Source organism: Amphibacillus marinus (assembly GCF_900110345.1).
In the GTDB taxonomy this organism is placed as follows: domain Bacteria; phylum Bacillota; class Bacilli; order Bacillales; family Amphibacillaceae; genus Amphibacillus_D; species Amphibacillus_D marinus.
The window spans coordinates 232179-254948 of record NZ_FODJ01000002.1 but is presented as its reverse complement, the minus strand read 5'-3'; the positions used below and the strand labels follow the sequence as shown (position 1 = coordinate 254948).

The following is a 22770-nucleotide window of genomic DNA, read 5'->3' as shown; positions in this document are numbered from 1 at the left end:
ATAAAATTTATCTATTTTAGTTAGTTGTAATCATATTTTAAAAATATTGTTAAAATGAATTATATTTTGTAACATCATGGTAATATATGAATTAACATACTAATTGGTTTAAAAAGGTGATAAATTTAGATAATTTTCTTTATTTTTAGCATTAAAATATTTTCATTTTAAAGGGGGAATTATTGAGAAGGTTTAGTAGCTAGGAATAAAGTTTTTCACTTTTTTAAGTAGGGGGGATATAAGGAATTAAATGCCGACTATTTCATTGCAATATTCGTGGTAGTAGCTTACCTATAAAAAGTCATCGTTGTTTTCTAAATTTTAATACTTAGTAAATTAAAGAAGAAAGCTATTAGATACTGAATTGAAATGGAGGATCTAATCATGAAAAGAATTTTTCCAATCTTGCTAATATTCACAATTATTTTTAGCCAAGTGAGTTCACCGTTTATTATAATTGCTAATAGTACTCAGTCAGGTCGTTTACTACATTTAGCTATCGATGAGGGTTCTAATAACGAACTTGCTATAGTTACGATTGAGACGGCCTCAGAGGTCGATCAAGTTAGCATAAGCTTGCCGGAAGCAACTAGCTATGATCCAGAGACAACTGAGGAACTAAATGATGACAGGTATCAATGGAATTATGTTGAAGAAAGACATGAAATTCTTCTTTTAAGTATAAATTCAAGCTTGCCATTTAATCTAGCTTTGACAGACCTAGCAGATGGTGAACATAACATAGAAGCGTCTGCCTTTAGTGAGGAAAGCGAACTCGCAAATGAGACCTTTACATTTGAAATTGAAATGGGAGAAGATGTTGATGCCCGTGAACAAACGCAAGAATCAGAGGATTCCGAAAAAGATGAGGTAGCAGATGAAGAGGAACAAGCTGATGCTGAAGTTTCCAATTCTGAAGCTGATCAGGAGGAAGAGGCCCAACTCAACGATGAGGAAGAAACAGATGCAGATAGAGAGGAGCCATCTCCACAGGAAGACCTCATTTTTGTACCAATGGTTGGAAACTTAAATGTGGATATTGACTTGTCACCAAGACTGGATAATGTTTTAGCAGGTAATGATGCAGTCTATCGACTTGTCCTGAAATTAACAGGGGCTAGGTCAGCGTATACAGGGGTGACGATTGCGGTTGATCTACCAATTAGCGACCATGTTACTTTTGATCCAGCTGCTAATGATTTAGCAATTGCCGGGGTCGAACCAGCATTTGATGCAGAAAATAATCAATTAATCTATCAATTTGATACGCTAGCCTCTGGGCAGACCTACGATAAATTAATTCGATTATCGACAGAAAATGGTCTCATTCCAAATGGTACCACTTTAGTGGCAACTGCTACATTTTCGGCCAATGAACAAGCAGCATTAACAGATGACGCGACAATTAATATCGAGGCTTCAACATCAATCGTCGCCTCTAAAAATTATCTAAGGGCAGAGGGGAATCCGAGAAACATTGCCGTCCCAAATTCAAGAACAGTGTGGAGCATTCGCGTTAACATTCCTAAAAGTAACATCGGGCAGGGCTATTTGGAGGAAGGTAGCCAAATAACGATTGTCGACAATATCCCTCAAGGGTTGACATATCACTCTACTGCTAGTGGTCCTGAGCCAGATATTACTGGAAATCAACTTAGTTGGACATTTGATGTTCCGAGTTATGAGGAGCAGGTCCTCTCAGGGGATAGTCTCTTTGAGACAGAAATTGAAGTATTATTAACGGTAGCAAGTAATACAACTGATCAAACATTGACCAATACTATTACTGCTAATGCAGTATTTGTCGGTGCACATGAGGAAGAAACAGATGCTAGTGATTCAGTAACCATCGTTAATTCGAACTTGGCAACAGGTGATATCTCTGGAACAGTTTTTGTTCCTGCGCACCTAGGGCCTTCAAATGACTCGGGTGGAATTGGAAATGCTGATAATAGAGATCCCAATCCTATTGTTTATGATGATGCCTATTTAAGATTTTACCATCACATCTCACCCTTGCATCATAGTATTGCCGGCGATTATCGAGAATATATCACTTGGTATAATATCGACAATAATTTAAATTTGGATAAGCTTAATATAGGGGGGACACCCCGTTATCGGCCAACTGCCGATTTTCCAGTAGGCATTCCATTAGTTAGAACGCCAAGCTTTAATATTGAAGCATTCATTAATGGAAGTCGAGTCATTCTAGTGGAGAATGCAGAAATAAATCAGGATTATAACCGTGGTGATCTAGGTTTAGCTGATGACGACTTTGTTAGTATTGTCTATATAAACTTTACTGATGCCCCCAGTGGCATGTCCGGCTTGCATGTCAATTATTACTTTAATGTTGAACAGGGGTACACGGGTACAGTAACAAATGAGTTTGATGTCTATGGCGAAACGGCAAATGGTAATTTCTTTGGTAGGAACTCTGGCGGAAATTATTATGGTCAAGATCCGCTAGCGGGGCCAAGATCGGCGACAATCGCACCACGTCCAACGGATCAGCCACCGATTGCTACTGTTGGTGTCGAGCTGCTTGATCACACTGGTGGTTATGTAACTGCCGGACCGAATCGCGCTCGTGTTAATTTAAGCACACAAAGTAGTTCAACGCTGTCTATGACAGGGTCACTTGAGTCTGTTGTTCTATTACCACCTGGTATTCGTTTAGCTGATGTAACCAATGATGCGTTTATCGATGCTGATGGCCGTTCAACAGCTGATTCTGCTACTGCTATGGGGGGAAATCACGAGATCCTCGATGAAAGCTTTAATGGAAGTGGTCGTCAGTTGGTTAAATTTAGTTGGAATGATCGCCTTTTAAGACCTGGTAACAGCGTCTTTGCTGAAATTGATGTTGAGATAGATGAGAGTGCACCAGGTGCGCTTACCTTTGATGTCTACGGTTTTTCCGGTGACCAAGAACTAGCTGTGCCGTCGGTAAGTAATCCGGGTGTAACAGATACTGTGCTACAAACAGATTCTAATGATCTTAATCAAGATGGTAGCACAGCTGATCCTAGACTACGATCGGGAAATGTTTACTCGATTAGTGGTCAGTACGATATTCAAACTGAAAAACTGGTCAGAGGTCAATTAGATGATGACTTTAGTCAATTTGGACGCACTGTTCCGAGTGGATCAATCGACTATCGCTTGATTTTGACCAACATGACGGGTCGAGATATTTCTTATATGACCTTAATTGATGTGATGCCGTCCGAAGGTGACTTTGGCATTACTGATAATGCGGAGCGCGGTAGTCAATTCACACCGGTATTAACGGGACCAATTCAGGTACCGAGTGAATGGGCAGGGTTAGTTGATATTTACTACAGTGAGGCACAAAATCCTGAGCGTGATGATTTGATTCGAAACACAGATTATCCTGAAACGACAACACAATTAACAAATCCAGCTGACGCAGAGGCGCCCAACTGGACACTTGAAGCTGGTGTTGCTAATTGGTCAGCGATACATTCTTTTAAGGTTGAATTAAGCGAAGGAACAGAATGGATAGCTGGTGAGGATATTATCATTGACTTCACGATGCAAGCACCGCTGTGGTCTGATGTTACCCCAGACGTGCTTGATCCAGATATTGAGCCGAGCGCTCGGGCAGCATGGAATTCATTTGCGATTGCTACTGACAATGGTCAGCCGGTCGAACCGCTACGTGTTGGTGTCTTTATGGAATATGATAATGCGGTTGAATTGACGAAAGGAAATGAGGACGGAGAAACGCTTGCAGGTGCGGTATTTGATTTAGTAGATGCACAAGGTGATCTAGTTTCAACTGATTTAACCACTGATGAAAATGGTGTCATCCGTGTGGAGAACCTGCAACCAGGTAGCTATGCCTTTATTGAAACAGAGGCATTACCAGGCTATCAGTTAGATCCGACCCCAGTCGAGTTTGAGATTGAGTTTGCGCAACAAGCGCTGGTCGAGGTAACTAAGGTAAACATTTTCGCACCAGGAGCAGTCGAGCTTTTAAAGCTAGGTGAGGAGGGCGAAGCGCTTGAAGGCGGCGTGTTCACCCTAGTTGATGCCGATGGTGATGAGCTTGAGACAGGTCTTACCACTGATGTCGCTGGGCGTTTACTTGTCGAGGGGTTATTACCAGGTTCCTATGCGTTTATTGAAACACAGGCACCGTTTGGTCATGACTTAGACCCAACGCCAATTCTATTCGAGATTGTCTTTAATCAGCAGGAGACACTTCAGCTTGAAGTGGATAATGAGCAATCGACTGGTGCAGTGCAATTAGTGAAAGTCAATGAAAATGGTACCGTGCTCGAAGGGGTTATCTTTGAACTTCAGGATGCTGATGGTACGATTCTACAAGTGGACTTAACGACTGACGAAGATGGACTTCTAGTTGTCGATAATCTGAAGCCAGGTCAATATCAGTTTGTTGAGACAGCGACACTGCCAGGCTATGATTTAATTTCGACCCCACTGCTGTTTGAAATTGAGCTTGGACAAGCCGAGACGTTAGAAGTAGAATTTGAAAATTCATTTACACCGGGTGCTGTGCAACTGACTAAGCTAGGCGAAGATGGAGAACCATTAGCAGGAGCGGTCTTTACCCTTGTTGATGTTGATGAAAATGAGCTTGAAACAGGTCTAGCTACTGATGAGGACGGTGTTTTACTGATAGAAGGATTGGCGCCAGGCTTCTATGCCTTTATTGAGACGGAAGCACCATTTGGTCATGATTTAAATCCAACCCCACTTGTATTTGAAATTGTATTTGATCAACAAAGCACGTTGGCAATAGAAGTGGAAAATGAGCAAACACCAGGTGCTGTAGAGCTTACTAAGGAAGGTGAGGATGGTGCCCTGCTTGCAGGTGTTGAATTTGAGCTGCAGGATGGGGATGGCAATAGCTTACAAACTGATCTTGTAACAGATGAAGATGGTTTACTCTTCATTGATGAGCTAAAGCCGGGGCTGTATCAACTTGTGGAAACAGCAACCATTCCAGGCTATGAGCTTGATCCAACCCCGATTGAATTTGAGATTGAATTGGGTCAAACGACAGTCACTGCAGTTAGCTTTGTTAACCCATTAGCAACTGGGTCGGTGCAACTGTTTAAGCTAGGTGAGGGCGGTGAGCACCTTGAAGGAGCTGTCTTTAGCTTAATTGATGAAAATGAAGTCGTTATCGCGACGGGTTTGACGACTGATGAAAATGGTATTCTTGTTGTTGATGACTTAAAGCCGGGTCTATATGCTTTTATTGAAACAGAAGCACCGTTTGGCTTTGAACTAGACGCAACCCCAATTCCATTTGAGATCATTTTTAATCAGCAGGACATTGTTGAGCTAGAGATTGAAAATATCTATACACCGAGTGCCTTTGAATTAACCAAGGAAGGGCCAGGTGGTGAACGTCTGGCTGGTGTTGTCTTTACGTTACAGGATGAAGATGGCAATACTTTAGATGAAGGTTTAGTTACAGATGAAGATGGTTTACTCTTTATTGATGATCTAATTCCTGGTCGTTATCAGCTAATTGAAACGGAAACCATTCCAGGTTACGACCTTGATCCAACCCCAATTGAATTTGAAATTGGTTTGGGCCAGACAACAGTTACAGAGGTAACCTTTGTTAACCCATTAACACCAGGCTCTGTCCAACTTAGTAAAGTTGGTGAATTAGGTGAAGCGTTAGTGGGTGCGGTCTTTAGTTTAATTAATGATCAAGATGAAGTGATCGCAACGGGTTTAACAACAGATCAAGCAGGATTCATCCAAGTCGATGATTTACTTCCGGGTAATTATGCATTTGTTGAGATAGAAGCGCCATTTGGTCATGATTTAGACGAGACGCCGATACCGTTTGAAATTGTCTTTAATCAGCAAGCAGTTTTAGAGCTAGAGATTGAAAATGAACAGACACCAGGTGCTGTCCAGCTTTTAAAAGAGGGTGAAGATGGCGAACTGCTAGAAGGCGTTACTTTTGAGCTTCAAGATAGCGATGGTAATTCACTGCAAACTGATTTATTAACAGATGAAGCGGGCATCCTGTTTATTGACGAGCTAAAGCCAGGCAGTTATCAGCTTGTTGAAACTGCAACAATACCAGGGTATGAATTTGATCCGACACCGCTTGCATTTGAGATCGAACTAGGACAGGTAGCAACTGTTGAGTTAACGTTTGTGAATGAACTAACCCCAGGGGGCTTCCGGCTATTAAAGCTTGGTGAGGGTGGCGAACTACTTGAAGGCGCTGTGTTCAACTTGCTAGCTGGTGATGGTGAGCTATTGCTGCCCAATCTTGTGACCGATCCAGACGGACTTTTAACCGTTGAGGGCTTGCGACCAGGCAGCTACCAGCTGATTGAGACCGAAGCACCATTTGGTTTTCAGCTTGATCCGACGCCAATTGCATTTGAAATTGTCTTTAACCAGCAAGAGCTACTGGAATTAGAGATGGAGAATCTTTATATCCCAAGTGCTTTTCAGTTAACAAAAGAGGGCGAAGACGGCGAGCTACTAGCAGGTGTGGTGTTTGCTTTACAGGATCGTGATGGCAACACACTACAAGCTGACTTAATCACCGGCGAGGATGGTATTTTGTTGATTGACAACCTCATTCCAGGTGCTTATCAGTTAGTTGAAACGGCTACAATACCAGGGTATGACTTAGATCCAACTCCAATTGCATTTGAGATTGGCTTAGGTGAGACAGAAGTAACCGAAGTAACCTTTGTTAACCCGCTGACACCTGGTGACGTTGAGCTTGTTAAAATAAGTGAGACAGGTGAAGCCTTAGCAGGTGCGGTCTTTACGTTAATTAATGAGGCTGAAGAAGAACTGGCGACCGGTCTAACAACAGATGAAAATGGCGTCATTGTTGTGACCGACTTGCTACCAGGACAGTATGCATTTGTTGAGACGGAAGCACCGTTTGGTCACGATTTATTATTGGCACCAATTGCATTTGAAATTGTCTTTAATCAGCAAACAACCTTGAGCTTAGAAGTTGAGAATGAACAATCTACTGGTTCAGTTCAACTATTAAAGGAAGGTGAAGATGGTGCGCTGTTAACCGGTGTGACCTTTGAACTTCAAGATCAAGCAGGTAATACTTTGATAGAAGATCTTGTGACTGATGAAGACGGTCTTCTGGTCATCAATGAATTGAAACCGGGTCAATATCAATTGGTTGAGACAGCATCAATTCCGGGTTATCAGCTCGATTCGACGCCGCTTGCCTTTGAAATTGTCCTAGGACCGATCGAAACAGTTGAATTAAGTATGACCAATGCATTATCGTTAGGTGCTGTTCAGTTACTAAAAGTTGGTGAGGGTGGCGAAGCATTAGCTAATGCCGTCTTTACACTGCTAGATGCGGATGGGCAAGAGCTAGCTACTGAATTAACAACAAATGCAGATGGTATAGTATTAATTGAAGATTTATTACCAGGAGAATATGCCTTTGTTGAGACAGCAGCCCCATTTGGCTATCAGCTTGATCAGACGCCAATTGGCTTTGAAATTGTCTTTAACCAGCAAGAAATATTAGAAATTGAAGTAGAGAACCTCTATATCCCGAGTGCCTTTGAATTAACCAAAGAAGGTGAATATGGCGAACGCTTGGCTGGCGTTGAATTTGAGCTACAAGATGCAGGTGGGAATTCACTTGAAACAGGACTGGTCACGAATGAAGAAGGTCAACTACTTATTGATAACTTAAACCCTGGAAGCTATCAATTGATTGAAACACAGGCATTACCGGGTTATCAGCTTGATCCAACACCAATTAGTTTTGAAATTGGTTTAGGTCAGACGACGGTAACAGAAGTGACCTTTGTTAATGAGCTGACACCAGGCGCGGTTCAATTAACGAAGCAAAGCAGTGCTGGTGAGTTCTTATCAGGCGCAGTCTTTACATTGTTAGATGGAGATGGTGCGGAGTTAGAGACAGAATTAACAACAGATGAAGGTGGTCTACTAGTTGTTGAAGATTTAGCACCAGGTAGCTATGCGTTAGTAGAAACAGCAGCCCCATTCGGTTATGTATTAGATGAAGCACCAATCGAATTTGAAATTGAGCAAAACCAGCAAGCGATTGTTGAGTTAGTTTTTGAGAATACACCAATTCTTTCAGAACTACTCATCATTAAGGTGGATAGTGAAACAGATGCTACTTTAGCTGGCGCAGAATTTGAATTGATTAATGAAGCAGGCGATATTGTGACGTCAGTTGTAACCGATGAAAATGGCCAGGCAGTTATTGACGGCTTACCAGTCGGAGACTATCAGCTTGTCGAGACAGCAGCACCTGAGGGCTATCAATTACTTGATGAGCCAATTGAAATCACCATTGTGTTTGGGCACTTTGAGCTTGAGTATATTGTAGAAAATAGCCCAGAACAACCAGAGCAACCACCAGTTCTAGAAGAGGATCAAATTGTTCCACCAGTTTTGCCACAAACAGGTGAGGAATGGTTAAGGTACTTGATGACGTTAGGAACAATGCTATTCACAACGGGTGGTATCCTTGTCCTTGCTCATTTGAAGAAAATGAAGGGTTTAAACGGACGATTACAGTAATTAACGAAGGGATGGCTTTATGTCGTCCCTTCTTCATTTTATCGCTTTAAATAGGAAGAGGAGGGGATGTTCTTGAAAAGCAAGAAATTACGTGTAGGTGTTATTGCAATGTTTGTTGGCACAATTTGTATTGCAATAGCGTTAACCTATGATTGGTATACAACCTCGCGCAGTGCTTCTCTTGTTCAAGCAATGGACTTATTGAGAAGTGGAGCAGAAATCGATCATCTAGAACAGTGGTCAGCTGAAGATTTAGATAGTGTTTATCAATTGGAGATTCCCGCCATTGAGCTTGATCAATATGTATTAGCAGAGACAACCGAGGAAAACCTTGCCCTTGCATTAACTCAGGTTATTGAGGGTCGCAATCCTGAGTTAGATAATGTCACGATTGCCGGTCATCGTGGCTACCGGGGTGACCGGCATTTTAGTAAGCTACCGGATGTGCAAAAAGGTGATGAGCTGGTGTTAAGTGATCAAACGCATCGTTATCGTTATCTCGTTAAATCGATTGAGGTTGTAGAACCACAGGACGTACATGTGCTAGAGAACAATGGACCTGAGCTCACGTTAATAACGTGTACGCTGTCAGGAGAGCAGCGGGTGGTCGTGAAGGGTGAATTAATTGATGTTGAGGGTGTGTAATTATATTTTAATCATTCAGTAGAAATCTTCAAAGTATCTGTTAAGTTATTCTCTTAGTATGGAAACTGATATAACATAAAGGTTCATCAACAACGTACTTTCAGGTAAACTATCATTAGTGAACAATTTATAGCGACAGGGAGTAAATGTGAATGGAGATTAAACAAGATAACTTAACAAGAACAGCAGTAATAAATCTAATCAATGAGCATTTGCAAGCAATGGCAGCAATCTCTCCACCTGAAAGTACGCATGCATTTGACATAAATAAGCTGAAGCACCCTACGGTAACTTTTTGGACGATTTGGGATCAGGGGCAACTAGCGGGGTGTGGCGCACTAAAAGAGCTTGATCGCAAGCACGGGGAGCTAAAATCAATGCGTACTGCTCAAAATCATTTGCGAAAAGGTGTCTCAAGCAGACTCTTAACACACATTATTGACCAAGCAAACCAACGAGGTTACCAACGACTTAGTCTGGAAACAGGTGCTATGGATGCTTTTGCTCCTGCTCGATTAATGTATGAGAAATTTGGCTTTAACTATTGTGAACCATTTGCAGACTATCGCCATGACCCTAACAGTCTTTTTATGACAAAGGAGCTTGTTAAATAATAAAAAAAGTAGCGTGATGCTTGAGAGCATCACGCTACTTTGCTTTAACCCGGTTCATTCGCTTTAATAAATAGAGAAGGTAGGGAGCGCCAATCAGGGAGACAATAATGCCGGCTGGTACTTCTTTTGGTGCAAGTAATAACCGCCCTAAAAAGTCCGCACTTATTAAAAGCATCCCACCGAGCAATAAACTTAATGGCAGAAGTTTAACAAGCTTTGGGCCAACCAATTGTCTTGCGATATGTGGTGCCAGAAGGCCAATGAAACCAATGGTGCCGACTACGCTAACGCTAACTGCTGTTAGTGAGACAGCTAGTAAGATCATAATCAAGCGCATTTTACCTGCTTTTACCCCTAGACCAATTGCGACTTCATCGTCAAATGCTAATAAATCAAATGTCTTGGCAAAGCTTATCACAATTGGTAGAATCACAACGATAGCTACAATTACAATGCTGAAATCCTGCCAACTTGAGCCATAGGTGCTCCCGGCTAGCCAGGTGAGGGCAAGTCCAGCGTAAAGATTAGCTCGCACGAGTAAGATTTGAATAATAGCTGATCCAACAGCTGAGATAGCAATCCCCATTAGAATGAGAATAATGGGCTGGAAGCCACTGCGAACACTAATGAGCAGAATAATAGCCATCGTTACAAATGCGCCGATAAAGGCCCCAATGGGTACAAAAATGATCGGTGCTTGGGGAAAGACCAGTAAGAATAACATTGCAAAGACGCTTGCCCCAGACGAAATCCCTAACACAGAGGTATCTGCGAGCGGATTGCGTAACACGGTTTGCATCAGTAAGCCACTTCCAGCCATCATCATCCCGATTAACAAGCTGACGAAGACGCGTGGGACCCGGAAATCCCAGACAAAACGATTATACAGTAGCTCTTGAGGAAGCTCTGCTAAGCGGGTAAAGCTTGTTCCGCCAAATGAAAGACTGGTTGTAATCAGTAATAATGTTACCAATACTAGCCCAAGATAAAATGGGGCAAGCTTTGTAACCCGTACTTTTCCCTCCAGTACCTTGCCGGCTGATTTTGTCTGCTTGCGCATTTTTAAAGCTAAATAAATAAGCCACGGGGCTCCGATAATAGCCGTCATTGCACCAACAGGGAGCTCAGCGGTTTGCGAGACAATCCGCACTAGGATATCCGCCATAATTAATAGGCCCGCTCCAACAATAATATTACCAATGATCATGCTGCGATGCTTCGTAAATCCCATCAGCCGAACGAGGTGAGGAGCGATAATGCCAACAAACCCAATCGGACCCACCGCTGCTACTGTAATGGAAGTTAACAAGATTGCAATAAACCAGCCTAATGCCTTAGTTATGGTAATGTTTTGACCAAGCCCAATTGCGACATCATCACCCAGTAACAGAAAATCAAAGCGGTGACTGATAATTAAAGCAAAAATAAGCAATCCGATTACCCAAGGTGAAGCAAATTGAACCCCTGACCAATCAAGCTGAACCAACGTACCGGCGCCCCATAGAAATAATCCACCAACCTCATTGGCAAACAAAAGCTGGAGCGCACTTGTTAGCGAGGAAAATAACATGGTGACAATTAAACCAGTCAAGGCGATTCTGACAGGGTCAAGCGATTTGCCAACAAGAAAGGTGACCGTTAACGCAGCCATTAATCCACCGGCTAATGAGATCAGTAGTGGGTACGAATACCCTGCTCGAGGAATAAAAATGGCAAAAGCAACTACAAAAAAATACGCCCCAGCATGGATGCCAAGCGTACTTGCACTAGCAAGAGGGTTTTTTGTCATCGTTTGCAACAGCATGCCAGCATTTGCTAGGGCAGCTCCTGCAATACAGCCAATAATAAAGCGAGGCATGCGACTATGTAACAGAAAATTCATTTGCTGAGAATCGTTCCAGACTTCGTGCCAAAAATTAAAAAAGCCTGAAGAGGCTTGTCCTTGGCTCACGTGAATGAGCCCAAGGACAATAAACAGAAAGATAGAGCCAACTAATAGTAATGATGATTTAAGTCTCATAACATCACTTCGTTAAAGCTTCTTCAACATTGTTAATCAATGTTTCCATAGACAGAACACTACCGAATGTCCACACACCTGAACCAGCATCAAACATAAGGTCATTTTCAACAAAATGTAAACTATTCCAGGCACTGTTACTTGATAAGTTTTCAAACAGAGGGTCATCAAGCTGAACAGTATGGATGAACAATGCTTCCTGATAATTTGCGACACCTTCTACATTGGCTGTAATAAACCCGTATGCTTCATCTTCTTGATCTTGAATTTTGTTAGTAAGTCCCATTCCTTCTAAGACATGGCTCACCATTGAATTAGGTGTAAATAGACGGAATTCTGGAACGTCATTTGATGAGTATGCTTGGGTAAAGACAAATTCAAGGGTAGCTAAGTCAGCTGCCTCAATATTCGCTTGTGCTTCTGCCATACGATCTTCGACGCGTGTAATTGCTGCCTCAGCTTCTTGCTCTTTACCTACAAGCTGTGCAACTGTGCGTAAATTGTTCAATGTACTTGCGTAAATATCAGCAATTGCTTCTTCAGATTGTGAGTCAAGAAGAACAACCGGTGCGATTTTTTCAAGCTCTGGAAGCATCGCTTCTTGGTATCCTGTTACCCCAACAATAACATCTGGCTCAAGCTTAGCGATCTCTTCAATATTAGGTTCTTGACGTAAGCCAACATCAACAACACTTTCATCTAAAGCTTGATCAATTGTTACCCATTTATTAAAGCCTTCTACGTCAGTAACAGCAACCGGCTGAACGCCTACGGCAAGTAATTCCTCAGCGACATTCCATTCAATTGCAACAATACGTTCTTGCGGCCCGTCAAAGGTGTGTTCACCTAATCCATCAACAATTGTAATTTCTCCAACAGTTTGATCTTCTGTAGGTTCTTCAGCTGTTTGATCAGCTGGCGCATCATCCTGTGCCATACAACCTACCAATATTAATGTGAAAAGTGCAATAAGAATAAGTATTTTTTTCATCTCTATAATCCTCGTTTTCTTTATATTAAATTATGAAGCTGATACTGCATGTTGTTCTACTTTACCATAGGAAAGACAAATCGGATTCTGACTAAATGGACAGACGGCTAGCATCGCATTAATATTAAAAACATATTGAAGGTTTGCTGCTGTCATCACGTCGTTCGGCACACCATGAGTAACCAATGCGCCATTGCGCATGGCAATTAAATGATGTGAAAAGCGTGAAGCATGGTTAAGATCATGAAGAACCATCACAATTGTTTTCTTCTGATTCTTGTTCAGTTTTTCTAACAATTGTAAGATATCAAGCTGATGAGACATATCCAAATATGTGGTTGGCTCATCTAAGATAACCACTTCGGTATCCTGTGCTAATGCCATTGCAATCCAAACGCGCTGACGCTGACCACCAGACAATGCATCAATAGCACGGTCCTCTAGCTCATGTAAACCGGTTTCTGCTAACGCCCAATCGATTGCTTCAAGATCAGCCTGCTTTAGGCGCCCAAATCTTGATTGGTGTGGAGCGCGTCCATAAGTAACCAGTTCCCTAACCGTTAAACCAGCAGGTGCTTCTGCAGACTGGGGCAGGATGGCCATTTTCTGAGCAACCTCTTTGGTAGGTGTCTGACTAATTGATTTACCGTCTAAATATATTGAACCACCGCTTGTTTTGAGAATTCGAGCGATTGATTTAAGTAATGTTGATTTACCACAACCATTGGGCCCAATGATTGTAGTAATTTGACCTTTAGGAATCGTGATGCTTAGTGAATCAATAATAAGTTGATCATCATAACCGACTTTGACATCCTCGACTGAAATCATTTTGTCCCTCCTATTTGAAAATGATTCTCATTATCGAATTATAAACAAAATGTTTAGATTAATCAATATCATTTTAAACATTTCATTACCTATTTCAAATAATAGTAGCGATTAATCGTGATTTTTTACAATGAAAGGGTATTTTTAAAAGACTATAATGATAATAACTGGTAAGGTTGGCAAAATTCTTTTATACACCAAAACGCTAAAATAATCCATTGAGCTAATTTTTTTCTTCTATATATAACTTGCCATCTGCATATGAACAAATAAATATTTTTTTATAATCGTCAAAGCCTTGCCTAGCTAATGCTTTGTTTAGCCAAGGTTCAGTTAATTTCATCATTAGCATATGGTCCTTTTGAAGAATACCATCCTGTATTAACGGAAGGCTGAAGGTCTCTCCCTTTCTAAAGATCGTTAAGTTCCCTGAGTTTTCAAGAAAGGCGTATTCAACATCTCTTACATCTGGGATGTTCTGCTCTCTTAATTGAGCAAACAGATCGTTTAAATTATAGCCGTTTTTTCGCATATTTTTTTGATGGCATTTTCCCTCATAAATTATGGGTGTGGGTCTACCGTTAATAATATGCCTAAGTGTTTGGCTTTTCATAGTTAGGAAAGAAAACAGAAATTGAATAGTAATAAGTAAGAATATAGGTGCTACACCAATCAGCAAGTTAATCTCCGGATTATCAATCATTCTTACTGCTAAATCAGCAATCATTAGGGTAATTCCAATGTCAAGCACACTAATTTCACTTAGTTCTTTTTTTCCGGTAAGTCTAAAAAAAGCAAGAATAACAAGATAACTAATAGGTGTTCTTAATGTTAAAATGATCAAATCATTAATCATATCGCTTCTCCTTAAAGAATGATTATAACAATAGTTTAGGCATTAATTCGTGAAAGTATCCCTAGGCGGTTAGCGCAAAAATTTAAAAATGATAGTAGCAAGTCTCATCTTTGCTAATTATGTAATTTTAATGTCATATAAGCATATTTCTTCAAAATTTAATTGATTTTTCATATAATAATAATAGATCCGTTAGATGTTTGCTTAAATATCGAATGGGTTCACCTGCTTTGAAGCATATTATCTAAGGGGTATGATCACAGCAGGAATTCTATTGGAGAAAGGATGAGGGTATGAAACGGTTACAATGGTATAGCTATGAAACCGATGAAGTTGAGAGGCGGCTTAAGACCGATTTAAACGCTGGCTTAACCTCTGAGCAAATTGAGGAAGCAAAGGATAGGTGGGGAAGCAACGAACTTCCAGAGTCGAAAAAAACACCTGCTTTTCTGAAATTTCTTCATCATTTTAACGATGTCCTAATTTACATTTTGTTGGCAGCAGCAGTCCTAACAGTTACCTTAGGTCATTATGTAGACACGATTGTTATTTTAATTGTCGTTGTCATTAACGCCTTAATTGGTTATATCCAAGAAAACAAGGCGGAGAAAGCATTAGAGGGTATTAAAAATATGCTATCGCTCCAAGCAACTGTTATCCGTAATGGTGAGCGAAAGGAGATAGCGTCAAGTGAGTTAGTCCCCGGTGATTTAGTCTTATTAGCCCCTGGTGATAAGATTCCTGCAGATCTACGCTTAATAACCACAGATCATTTATCCATTGAAGAATCACCCTTAACCGGTGAGTCAACATCCGTAGAAAAAGATGCGGATACATTATCAGAAGATACCACTCTTGGTGATCGTTTAAATATGGCTTTTTCTGGGACAGCAGTTGTGTCTGGTTCTGGCCGAGGGATTGTCGTCGAAACAGGTACAAATACAGAATTAGGGCAAATCAATCAGTCAATTGCTGAGGTTGAGGAGATTGAAACACCTCTTCTAAGGCAAATAGCAGAGTTTGGTCGCATGATCGCATTTGTCATTATTGGTATTGCAGCCTTACTATTCGTATATGGTTTACTTTTCCATGACTATGAATGGGGTGAATTACTGCTCTATGTCATTAGTTTGACAGTCTCAGCCATCCCCGAAGGTCTGCCAGCTATTTTATCCATTATATTAGCACTTGGTGTTCAGGTAATGGCAAAAAACAATGCCATTATGCGAACATTACCATCTGTTGAGACATTAGGAGCAGTAACGGTAATTTGCTCAGATAAAACGGGTACATTGACAAAGAATGAAATGACGGTTCAATCAGTTGTTTTAAAAGATCGCATTTATGAAGTAACTGGCACAGGTTATGCACCAGAAGGCGAAATTAAGTTTGAAGGTAAACCTGCCGATGTTGAGCAAGACCAAGCATTGCGAAGATTTCTAACCAATGTCCGCTCAATTAATGATACGACATTAAGAAAAGCAGAGGATGGACAATGGCAAATTAGTGGTGAGCCGACTGAGGGTTGCTTAGTAACCTTGGCGGAAAAAGCAAACCGTGAAATTGAACCACTTGAGATGATCGCAAAGCTTCCGTTTGATTCTGCTCATAAATATATGGCAGGTCTAGTTGAAGAAGAGGCTGGGAAAGTTATTTATGTAAAAGGTGCACCAGACAAGTTATTTGATATGGCAGGACTAGAAGAAGGATCTGAGGAGCGCCAGTACTGGGAAGAACAGTTAGTCAATCGTTCACGTAGGGGTGAGCGTGTTATAGGGGCAGCTGTCAAACAGGTAGAGGACTCTGTTACCGAGATTGATCATCACGATGTAGCTGCCGGACTTACGATAATTGGTCTAGCCGGTATTATGGACCCACCTCGTGAAGAAGCAGTCGAGGCAGTCAAAGTTTGTCGGCGTGCTGGGATTCAAGTGAAAATGATTACCGGTGACCATAAAGAAACGGCGCTTGCTATTGCGAAACAAATGGGTCTTACCGAACGTGATCGAGTTGTTGAAGGTCGTGAAATTGATCGAATGTCTGATCAAGAGCTAAAAGCGATCGTTGAAGATGTTGATGTCTTTGCTCGAACAAGCCCAGAGAATAAGCTGCAGCTAGTAAAAGCTTTGCAGAAAAATGGTGAGGTTTGTGCGATGACGGGTGATGGTGTGAATGATGCACCTGCTTTGAAACGTGCTGACATCGGTGTAGCAATGGGTGTGAAAGGAACAGAGGTTGCGAAAGAAGCATCTGAAATGGTTCTCGTTGATGATAACTTTAAAACCATTGTTAACGCTGTAAAAGAAGGGCGTCGTGTCTATGACAACCTAAAGAAGACCATTTTGTTTATTTTGCCAACAAACGGAGCTGAGGCGTTTCTGATTATCTCTGCCCTGTTAATCGGAATAGATATGCCGTTAACCCCAATTCAGGTGTTATACGTGAACATGGTAACGGCGGTAACCGTGTCGTTCGCATTAGCATTCGAAAAGCTTGAGGCTGGAGCGATGCAACGTCCGCCTAGAAGTCCAGATGCAAAACTGTTAAGCGGCTATTATGTTTTTAGGATTTTATTAATGTCGGTCCTAATTGGTGGCGCAATTATGGTTATGAATGTAACATTACTTGGTGATACGGCACAATATACTGCTGAGCAAGTCAATACAATTACGCTACATTCAATTGTTATTGCCCAAGTATTTCATGTATTCAACGTTCGTAATGAACGCCAATTTGCTTTTAACAAGGATTTCTTCTCTAATAAAATTGCTTTTGGTTTAGCAGGATTATTGGTACTCCTGCAAGTCGGGATTACCTATACGCCATTCTTAAGTGATATTTTCGGTTTATATCCAATTGAAGCAGAGTATTGGCTTTATCCGTTTTTAATCGGAATTATTGGTTTTATTGTCATTGAAATTGAAAAATTTATTACAAGAAAGATTAGTCAAGCCCATTCGAATCGCAAAGCAGTAAGTTAAGCTCTAGTTACCACCCTTTAGACAATTTAATTGTTTAGAGGGTGGCTTGTTGTCAACGATGCATTATCGAATAAAATTTAATAAATAATAATTAATGTCATTCTTAATGGGATTGTTAATGATAGAGTAATCTTTAGTCATTAGTTTTTATATAAATCTTCGCTTTTAAAAAAACGGTGGAACATAGTACATTGGAAAATTTTTATAAGCAAAATTTGTCGAACGGTTTTACGCTGTGTTCGCTTGAAACTCGTGTATTTATGTGGGAAGCTAGTATATATCAATAGATTATGTAGGAAGGAGGGAAAAAATGCTATTACTTAAGGATGTAACGAGACAAGCTTCTTTAAGTGCTGAGCAGTTTAAAAGCTGGCTTGCTGAAGATGTCGCCGAGAAGGATCATAATAAGGCTTGGTGTCAATATTACAAGAATACAACAGATTCTTATTCAATGTGTATAGGAATGGAGTTCTTATATGCTCATAACTTTCATCAAGACTTACTTCAATTATTAAAAAAGAACAAGGCTTCACTGATTAAGAATAATCAAGATTGGGCACGATTCTTTGAGCTAACTTTGGCATTTGATAGTGATTCCTTATCATTTAGCATCATTTATCAGCAGTTGAATGTAATTACAACAAATGATCCGGCCCTAAAGGCGTTCATTTCCGCATTAAAAATTTCGTTGCAACTCATGCACTACAATTTCACTTGGGTAGGCGAAGAGTTAGAGGACTTTCGTGATAAGACCTATCAAGTAAGTCATCCCATATTGCGTCCTTTTGTATTAAATCGCTTAGAGAAAATCTTGTTTTTTTATCATTGGAAGCGTAATGATATGTTACTGGCAAGAAAATATGGCTTTAATCTATTAACGAGAGCGACTAACCATTTGTATCTAGCAGAATTAAACGTTAACTTAAGCTTAACATACATTTTTGATGATTTTAACTCAGCTAGCTTTCATCTGGAAGAAGCTTATCGTATTGCAACTACGCTAAAAGTGGACCGATTGATTAACATGATTGAGCAGCGAAATCGTCCATTTATCTATGCACATTTTAATAAGCCTGAAGGAATTGTTACGAATGATCGAAATGAACAGGCTCACTTAGCATTGGTGCGTGGTAACTTACATGAAGTGGAACGTTTATTAGCTGACATTAAAGACCATACACCATTTACTAAATATTTTTTAGGACGAGCCCGCCAGGATCGCCATTTACTACAACAATCCTATAATGAATTTATCGAGCAACGTAGTGATTACTTTTTTGCCCGCCTTCCTCTTAATATATTAAAAGAGTTATCAAGCTAGTATGAAAAGAAAAGGGGAAGAAAAATGATGAAAAAATGGTTTTTAAGCATTTTAGTAACATTAACTCTTATTTTTAACTTTTCAGCTGTGTTTGCACAACAGGATACTATAGCAACGGAATCTCAACAAAGTGATCCAGGCGTCATTGGACCGTGGCCATTAAGTGTAGACGATCAGCAACTTCAGAGAGACCCTGGAGTCATCGGTCCATGGCCATTAAGCATAGATGATCATTATAATCAAAATGATCCAGGCGATGGTCGGCCAATTTAATTATCTAAACAGGATCTCCTACTTATCAGGAGGTCCTGTTTAACGTCTTCGTCGCTATAACGCATGCTGTTTGCACCAATGCATTGTGCCCTAGTTCATTCACTTTAGTTTATTATTCAATCGCTTTTTTTTTTCAACACTCTTATTCACTTAGCTGTTTGATACAGCTAATCATGGCCTTGAAGGCGCTCGAATGTGCTAGACCATTAGCTTGATTTACTGTACCAGTAAGATAAACATCTCGTTCAGGATTATAAAAAGCAAAAGAGCCAGTCTGTCCCCAAAAGCCTAGTAACTCATTAATCGGTGTCCGTGGCGCAATGAAGCGTGGTGTCCAGAGCTTTTCTAAACCAACGCCAAAATAGAACTGTCCTGGGAACCAGATGCGTCGCCAATCCTTCAATTCTTCAATTAGCTGTTGATCAAACAATTGTCCGCTGAAAAAGGCTGTCATAAACTTTATTAAATCAGTACCTGTTGACACAATTCCACCTTCAACTGGAACGGATGTCATATAGTTCGGTACCCACAATTTCCTTTTGTGATAGTAAAAAGGTGCTGGTTTTTTGTCTTCTGGGTCCAAGTAGACATAGCTGTCCGCTAATTCTACTTTGTCAAACACATAATGTTGAAACAGTTCGGCAATTGTTAGGCCGGTTATGTTCTCAAGAATGCGACCGAGTAGTTGGTAGTTCGTATCTGAGTAATGCACCTTTCTTTTTTCACCAGGGACAAACTTAGGTGCTAGCTTTTGATTAACAATAATTACTTCTTCTAAGGGCCAAGCCTTATCTATCCCTTTTGCTAGGTCATGGCTAATAACTTTGCCATCCATTGATTTAGACGAATAATAATCAGCAATGCCGGAAGTGTTTGAGATTAAATGCTTAATTGTTATCTGACTGGTGTATTCAATGCCATTTTTAACATGTAATTTATTAGTCAAGGACGGGGCTAAATACTTGGTAATGGGATCAGCTAAGCATAGTTGCTGTTGTTCTAATAACTGTAGCACAATTGCGGTTACAAAAAACTTCGTCACACTTGCGATAAAAAAAGGCTGATCAGCTTCAATACTACCTGCTCCTCCAGACCAACTAAAATCATGTCCTTTTTTTACATGTAGCACCGCACCTTTGACATACTTATTTTTTATCATACGCGCAACAATTTGATCAAATTGACGGTGATCAGTCATAATAATCACTTCCCCTTGTTGGTATCTAATGCTTTAATAAATGCGGATGCTGCTTCATCCAGGCGGTCAGTCGTCTGCTTGTCGTCCCATTCTTGAGGTAACAATTGATTTGCTGTCATGATGGATAAACCAAGCTGAAAAATACGCATGTTCATAAGTAAGTGTGCCAATGCTTCTTCACTTAACGATACTAAGGCTGGGTCGGTTTTCATTTGATTAATTAGAGTTGGCCACATGTTTTGGTCAAAGCTTGACAAATAATTATTCTGTTTTAACACAAAATCATTAAATAATAATGGATACCTTTGTGCGAAATTTAGACTAGCGATCCCAATATCGCGAAAAGGCTGATTCGTTTTTCTTTCATTTAATAATCGTTGACTCGTCACAACAATTTCGGCAAATACCGCTTGTTTAAGCTGCTCAATATCTGTGAAGTTAACATAAATTGGCGCAACTGAGCTTTTTAACTGCTTCGCAACCTTGCGCATGGTAATTTGATCAATTCCTTCATGCTCAGCAATATAGAAGGCTGCATCGACAATCTGTTGACGGCTAAACCGCTGCTTTGGTGGCATATAATCTCCCTTTCTTTAAATTACATTAGTTATATAACGATTGTTATTTATACTATATAATTATTTGTACCAGTTGGCAAGCTAAACTGGGTATTTCAATCTTGTCAACAAACGCTGTGACAAATATAGCTTTGGAAATGATTGAAACAAACCTGTAACCGCTTTATCATTAAGGTGTAGTAATTATTCTTAATTATTAATAGTTGAAAGGGGATTTTTTTCATGTCAAAACAAGGGGTTCGTGCTAAAGTACAGCAGTTTGGTAGTTACTTAAGTGGGATGGTTATGCCAAACATTGCCGCATTTATCGCATGGGGATTTATTACCGCATTATTTATTCCAGACGGTTGGATTCCAAATGAAACATTAGAACAATTAGTTGGTCCAATGATTAACTATTTATTACCGTTATTAATTGGTTATACAGGCGGTAAAATGGTCTATGATATCCGTGGGGGCGTTGTCGGTGCTGTAGCGACGATGGGGGTTATCGTTGGTGCTGCTGGAACACCAATGTTCCTAGGGGCAATGATTATGGGTCCATTAGCAGCATATTTAATTAAACAGTTTGATAAACCATTCTTACCGAAAATTCGTTCTGGGTTTGAGATGCTTTACAACAACTTTTCTGCTGGTATTCTAGGTGCAATCATTGCAGGATTTGGTGTTGTCTCATTTGGCCCACTAGTCAGTGCGTTAAATAGAGTTATTGGTAATGGTGTAGGCACAATCGTTGACGCTGGCTTATTACCATTAGCAAGTATATTAGTTGAACCAGCAAAGATTTTATTTTTAAATAATGTTATTAACCATGGTGTGTTTACACCACTAGGTTCTGAGCAAGTAGCTGAAGTAGGGAAATCAATTTTCTTCCTAATTGAAACAAATCCAGGACCTGGTTTAGGTATTTTATTAGCCTTCATGGTCTTTGGTAAAGGTGCATCAAGAGCTTCTGCTTCTGGAGCATCAATCATTCACTTCTTAGGTGGGATTCATGAAATTTACTTCCCATATGTTTTAATGAAACCAATGCTTATCTTAGCAGCTATTGCCGGTGGCGCAAGTGGTGTATTAACCTTCTCATTATTCGGTGTCGGGTTAGCAGCGTCACCATCACCAGGTAGTATCTTCGCTTTGCTTGCCATGACACCTAGAGGCAACTACATCGGAGTAATTGCTGGGGTGCTGATCGCAACAGCTGTGTCCTTCCTTGTCGCATCCGTTATCTTAAAATCAAGTAAAGGTGACGATGATGAGGATATCTCTGCAGCAGCAGGTAAGATGGAAGAAATGAAAGGGAAGAAAAGCTCAGTATCAGGTTCATTCAGCCAAGCGAGTGTAACAGCAATTAGTGCTGATACAGTGAACAAGGTGGTCTTTGCTTGTGACGCGGGGATGGGTTCAAGTGCAATGGGTGCTTCTTTACTAAGAGATAAATTTAAAAAAGCAAATATTGATATTGAAGTTACCAATAAAGCCATTAATGATATTCCAAATGATGCTGATGTTATTATTACGCACAAAGATTTAACCGACCGTGCCAAAGCGAAAAAAGCAGATGCTTATCACGTGTCAGTAGATAATTTCTTGAATAGCCCTAAATATGAAGAGCTTGTTCAAGACTTAAGTAAATAAAACCGAATGAGAAACCTTGCCCTTTTTCTTGGGTAAGGTTTTTTCTTGTTTAGCCTTTTTTGATTTGAGAATTTTAATTGGTGATTGTAAGCTAAGGTTTTAACGGCAATTAAATAATGTCAACAACTCCAAGGACGAAATCACATCTTTTTTTTATTGAATTCATGAAAAACAAGGATTTATTATTATGGAGTAGGGTATAGTAAACTGTCATATGTCAACAAGTCAGAGTAAAGAATAATTGAAG

The 22770-nt window shown here is 40.3% G+C and carries 13 protein-coding genes; 7 read left to right on the top strand and 6 right to left on the bottom strand.

Annotated features, from left to right (window positions below):
- Nucleotides 1-384: 384 nt before the first annotated feature.
- From BM000_RS05230 to BM000_RS05220, 3 genes are all read left to right on the top strand, one after another.
- Complete coding sequence (locus tag BM000_RS05230) at nt 385-8580, top strand: SpaA isopeptide-forming pilin-related protein (RefSeq protein ID WP_091495549.1); 8196 nt, start codon at nt 385-387, stop codon at nt 8578-8580.
- Nucleotides 8581-8652: 72 nt separating this feature from the next.
- Entirely contained in the window at nt 8653-9225 is a 573-nt protein-coding gene (locus tag BM000_RS05225; protein WP_091495547.1) for a class D sortase, read from the top strand.
- A gap of 152 nt (nt 9226-9377) precedes the next feature.
- On the top strand, nt 9378-9839 hold the full coding sequence (locus BM000_RS05220) for a GNAT family N-acetyltransferase (protein WP_091495545.1): 462 nt from the start codon (nt 9378-9380) through the stop codon (nt 9837-9839).
- A 34-nt stretch (nt 9840-9873) separates the two neighbouring features.
- Here the strand turns inward: BM000_RS05220 and BM000_RS05215 are convergent, their stop codons facing one another.
- The 4 genes from BM000_RS05215 to BM000_RS05200 form a co-directional block, all read right to left on the bottom strand.
- A complete protein-coding gene (locus BM000_RS05215; protein ID WP_091495543.1) occupies nt 9874-11859 on the bottom strand; it encodes an iron ABC transporter permease in 1986 nt (661 codons plus the stop codon).
- A 4-nt stretch (nt 11860-11863) separates the two neighbouring features.
- Nucleotides 11864-12850 carry an ABC transporter substrate-binding protein gene (locus BM000_RS05210; RefSeq protein ID WP_091495541.1) on the bottom strand — a complete coding sequence of 329 codons (987 nt, stop codon included), beginning with the start codon at nt 12848-12850 and terminating at the stop codon, nt 11864-11866.
- 30 nt (nt 12851-12880) lie between these two features.
- Nucleotides 12881-13681, bottom strand: coding sequence for an ABC transporter ATP-binding protein (locus BM000_RS05205; protein ID WP_091495539.1), 801 nt, complete (start codon nt 13679-13681; stop codon nt 12881-12883).
- A 223-nt stretch (nt 13682-13904) separates the two neighbouring features.
- Nucleotides 13905-14537, bottom strand: coding sequence for a DUF421 domain-containing protein (locus tag BM000_RS05200; RefSeq protein WP_245751581.1), 633 nt, complete (start codon nt 14535-14537; stop codon nt 13905-13907).
- A gap of 293 nt (nt 14538-14830) precedes the next feature.
- Between BM000_RS05200 and BM000_RS05195 the strand changes: the two genes are divergently transcribed.
- From BM000_RS05195 to BM000_RS05185, 3 genes are all read left to right on the top strand, one after another.
- Nucleotides 14831-17518, top strand: coding sequence for a cation-transporting P-type ATPase (locus BM000_RS05195; RefSeq protein ID WP_091495536.1), 2688 nt, complete (start codon nt 14831-14833; stop codon nt 17516-17518).
- Nucleotides 17519-17828: 310 nt separating this feature from the next.
- Nucleotides 17829-18839: an AimR family lysis-lysogeny pheromone receptor gene (locus BM000_RS05190; RefSeq protein ID WP_091495533.1), complete on the top strand. Its 1011-nt coding sequence runs from the start codon at nt 17829-17831 to the stop codon at nt 18837-18839.
- Between the two features lie 24 nt (nt 18840-18863).
- Nucleotides 18864-19112: a hypothetical protein gene (locus BM000_RS05185; RefSeq protein WP_091495531.1), complete on the top strand. Its 249-nt coding sequence runs from the start codon at nt 18864-18866 to the stop codon at nt 19110-19112.
- Between the two features lie 142 nt (nt 19113-19254).
- Here the strand turns inward: BM000_RS05185 and BM000_RS05180 are convergent, their stop codons facing one another.
- Entirely contained in the window at nt 19255-20310 is a 1056-nt protein-coding gene (locus BM000_RS05180; protein ID WP_091495528.1) for a serine hydrolase domain-containing protein, read from the bottom strand.
- 5 nt (nt 20311-20315) lie between these two features.
- Entirely contained in the window at nt 20316-20888 is a 573-nt protein-coding gene (locus BM000_RS05175; protein ID WP_091495526.1) for a TetR/AcrR family transcriptional regulator, read from the bottom strand.
- Between the two features lie 222 nt (nt 20889-21110).
- Here BM000_RS05175 and BM000_RS05170 point away from each other — a divergent pair, with 222 nt between their 5' ends.
- Complete coding sequence (locus tag BM000_RS05170; RefSeq protein ID WP_091495524.1) at nt 21111-22523, top strand: PTS mannitol transporter subunit IIBC; 1413 nt, start codon at nt 21111-21113, stop codon at nt 22521-22523.
- Nucleotides 22524-22770: the final 247 nt, after the last annotated feature.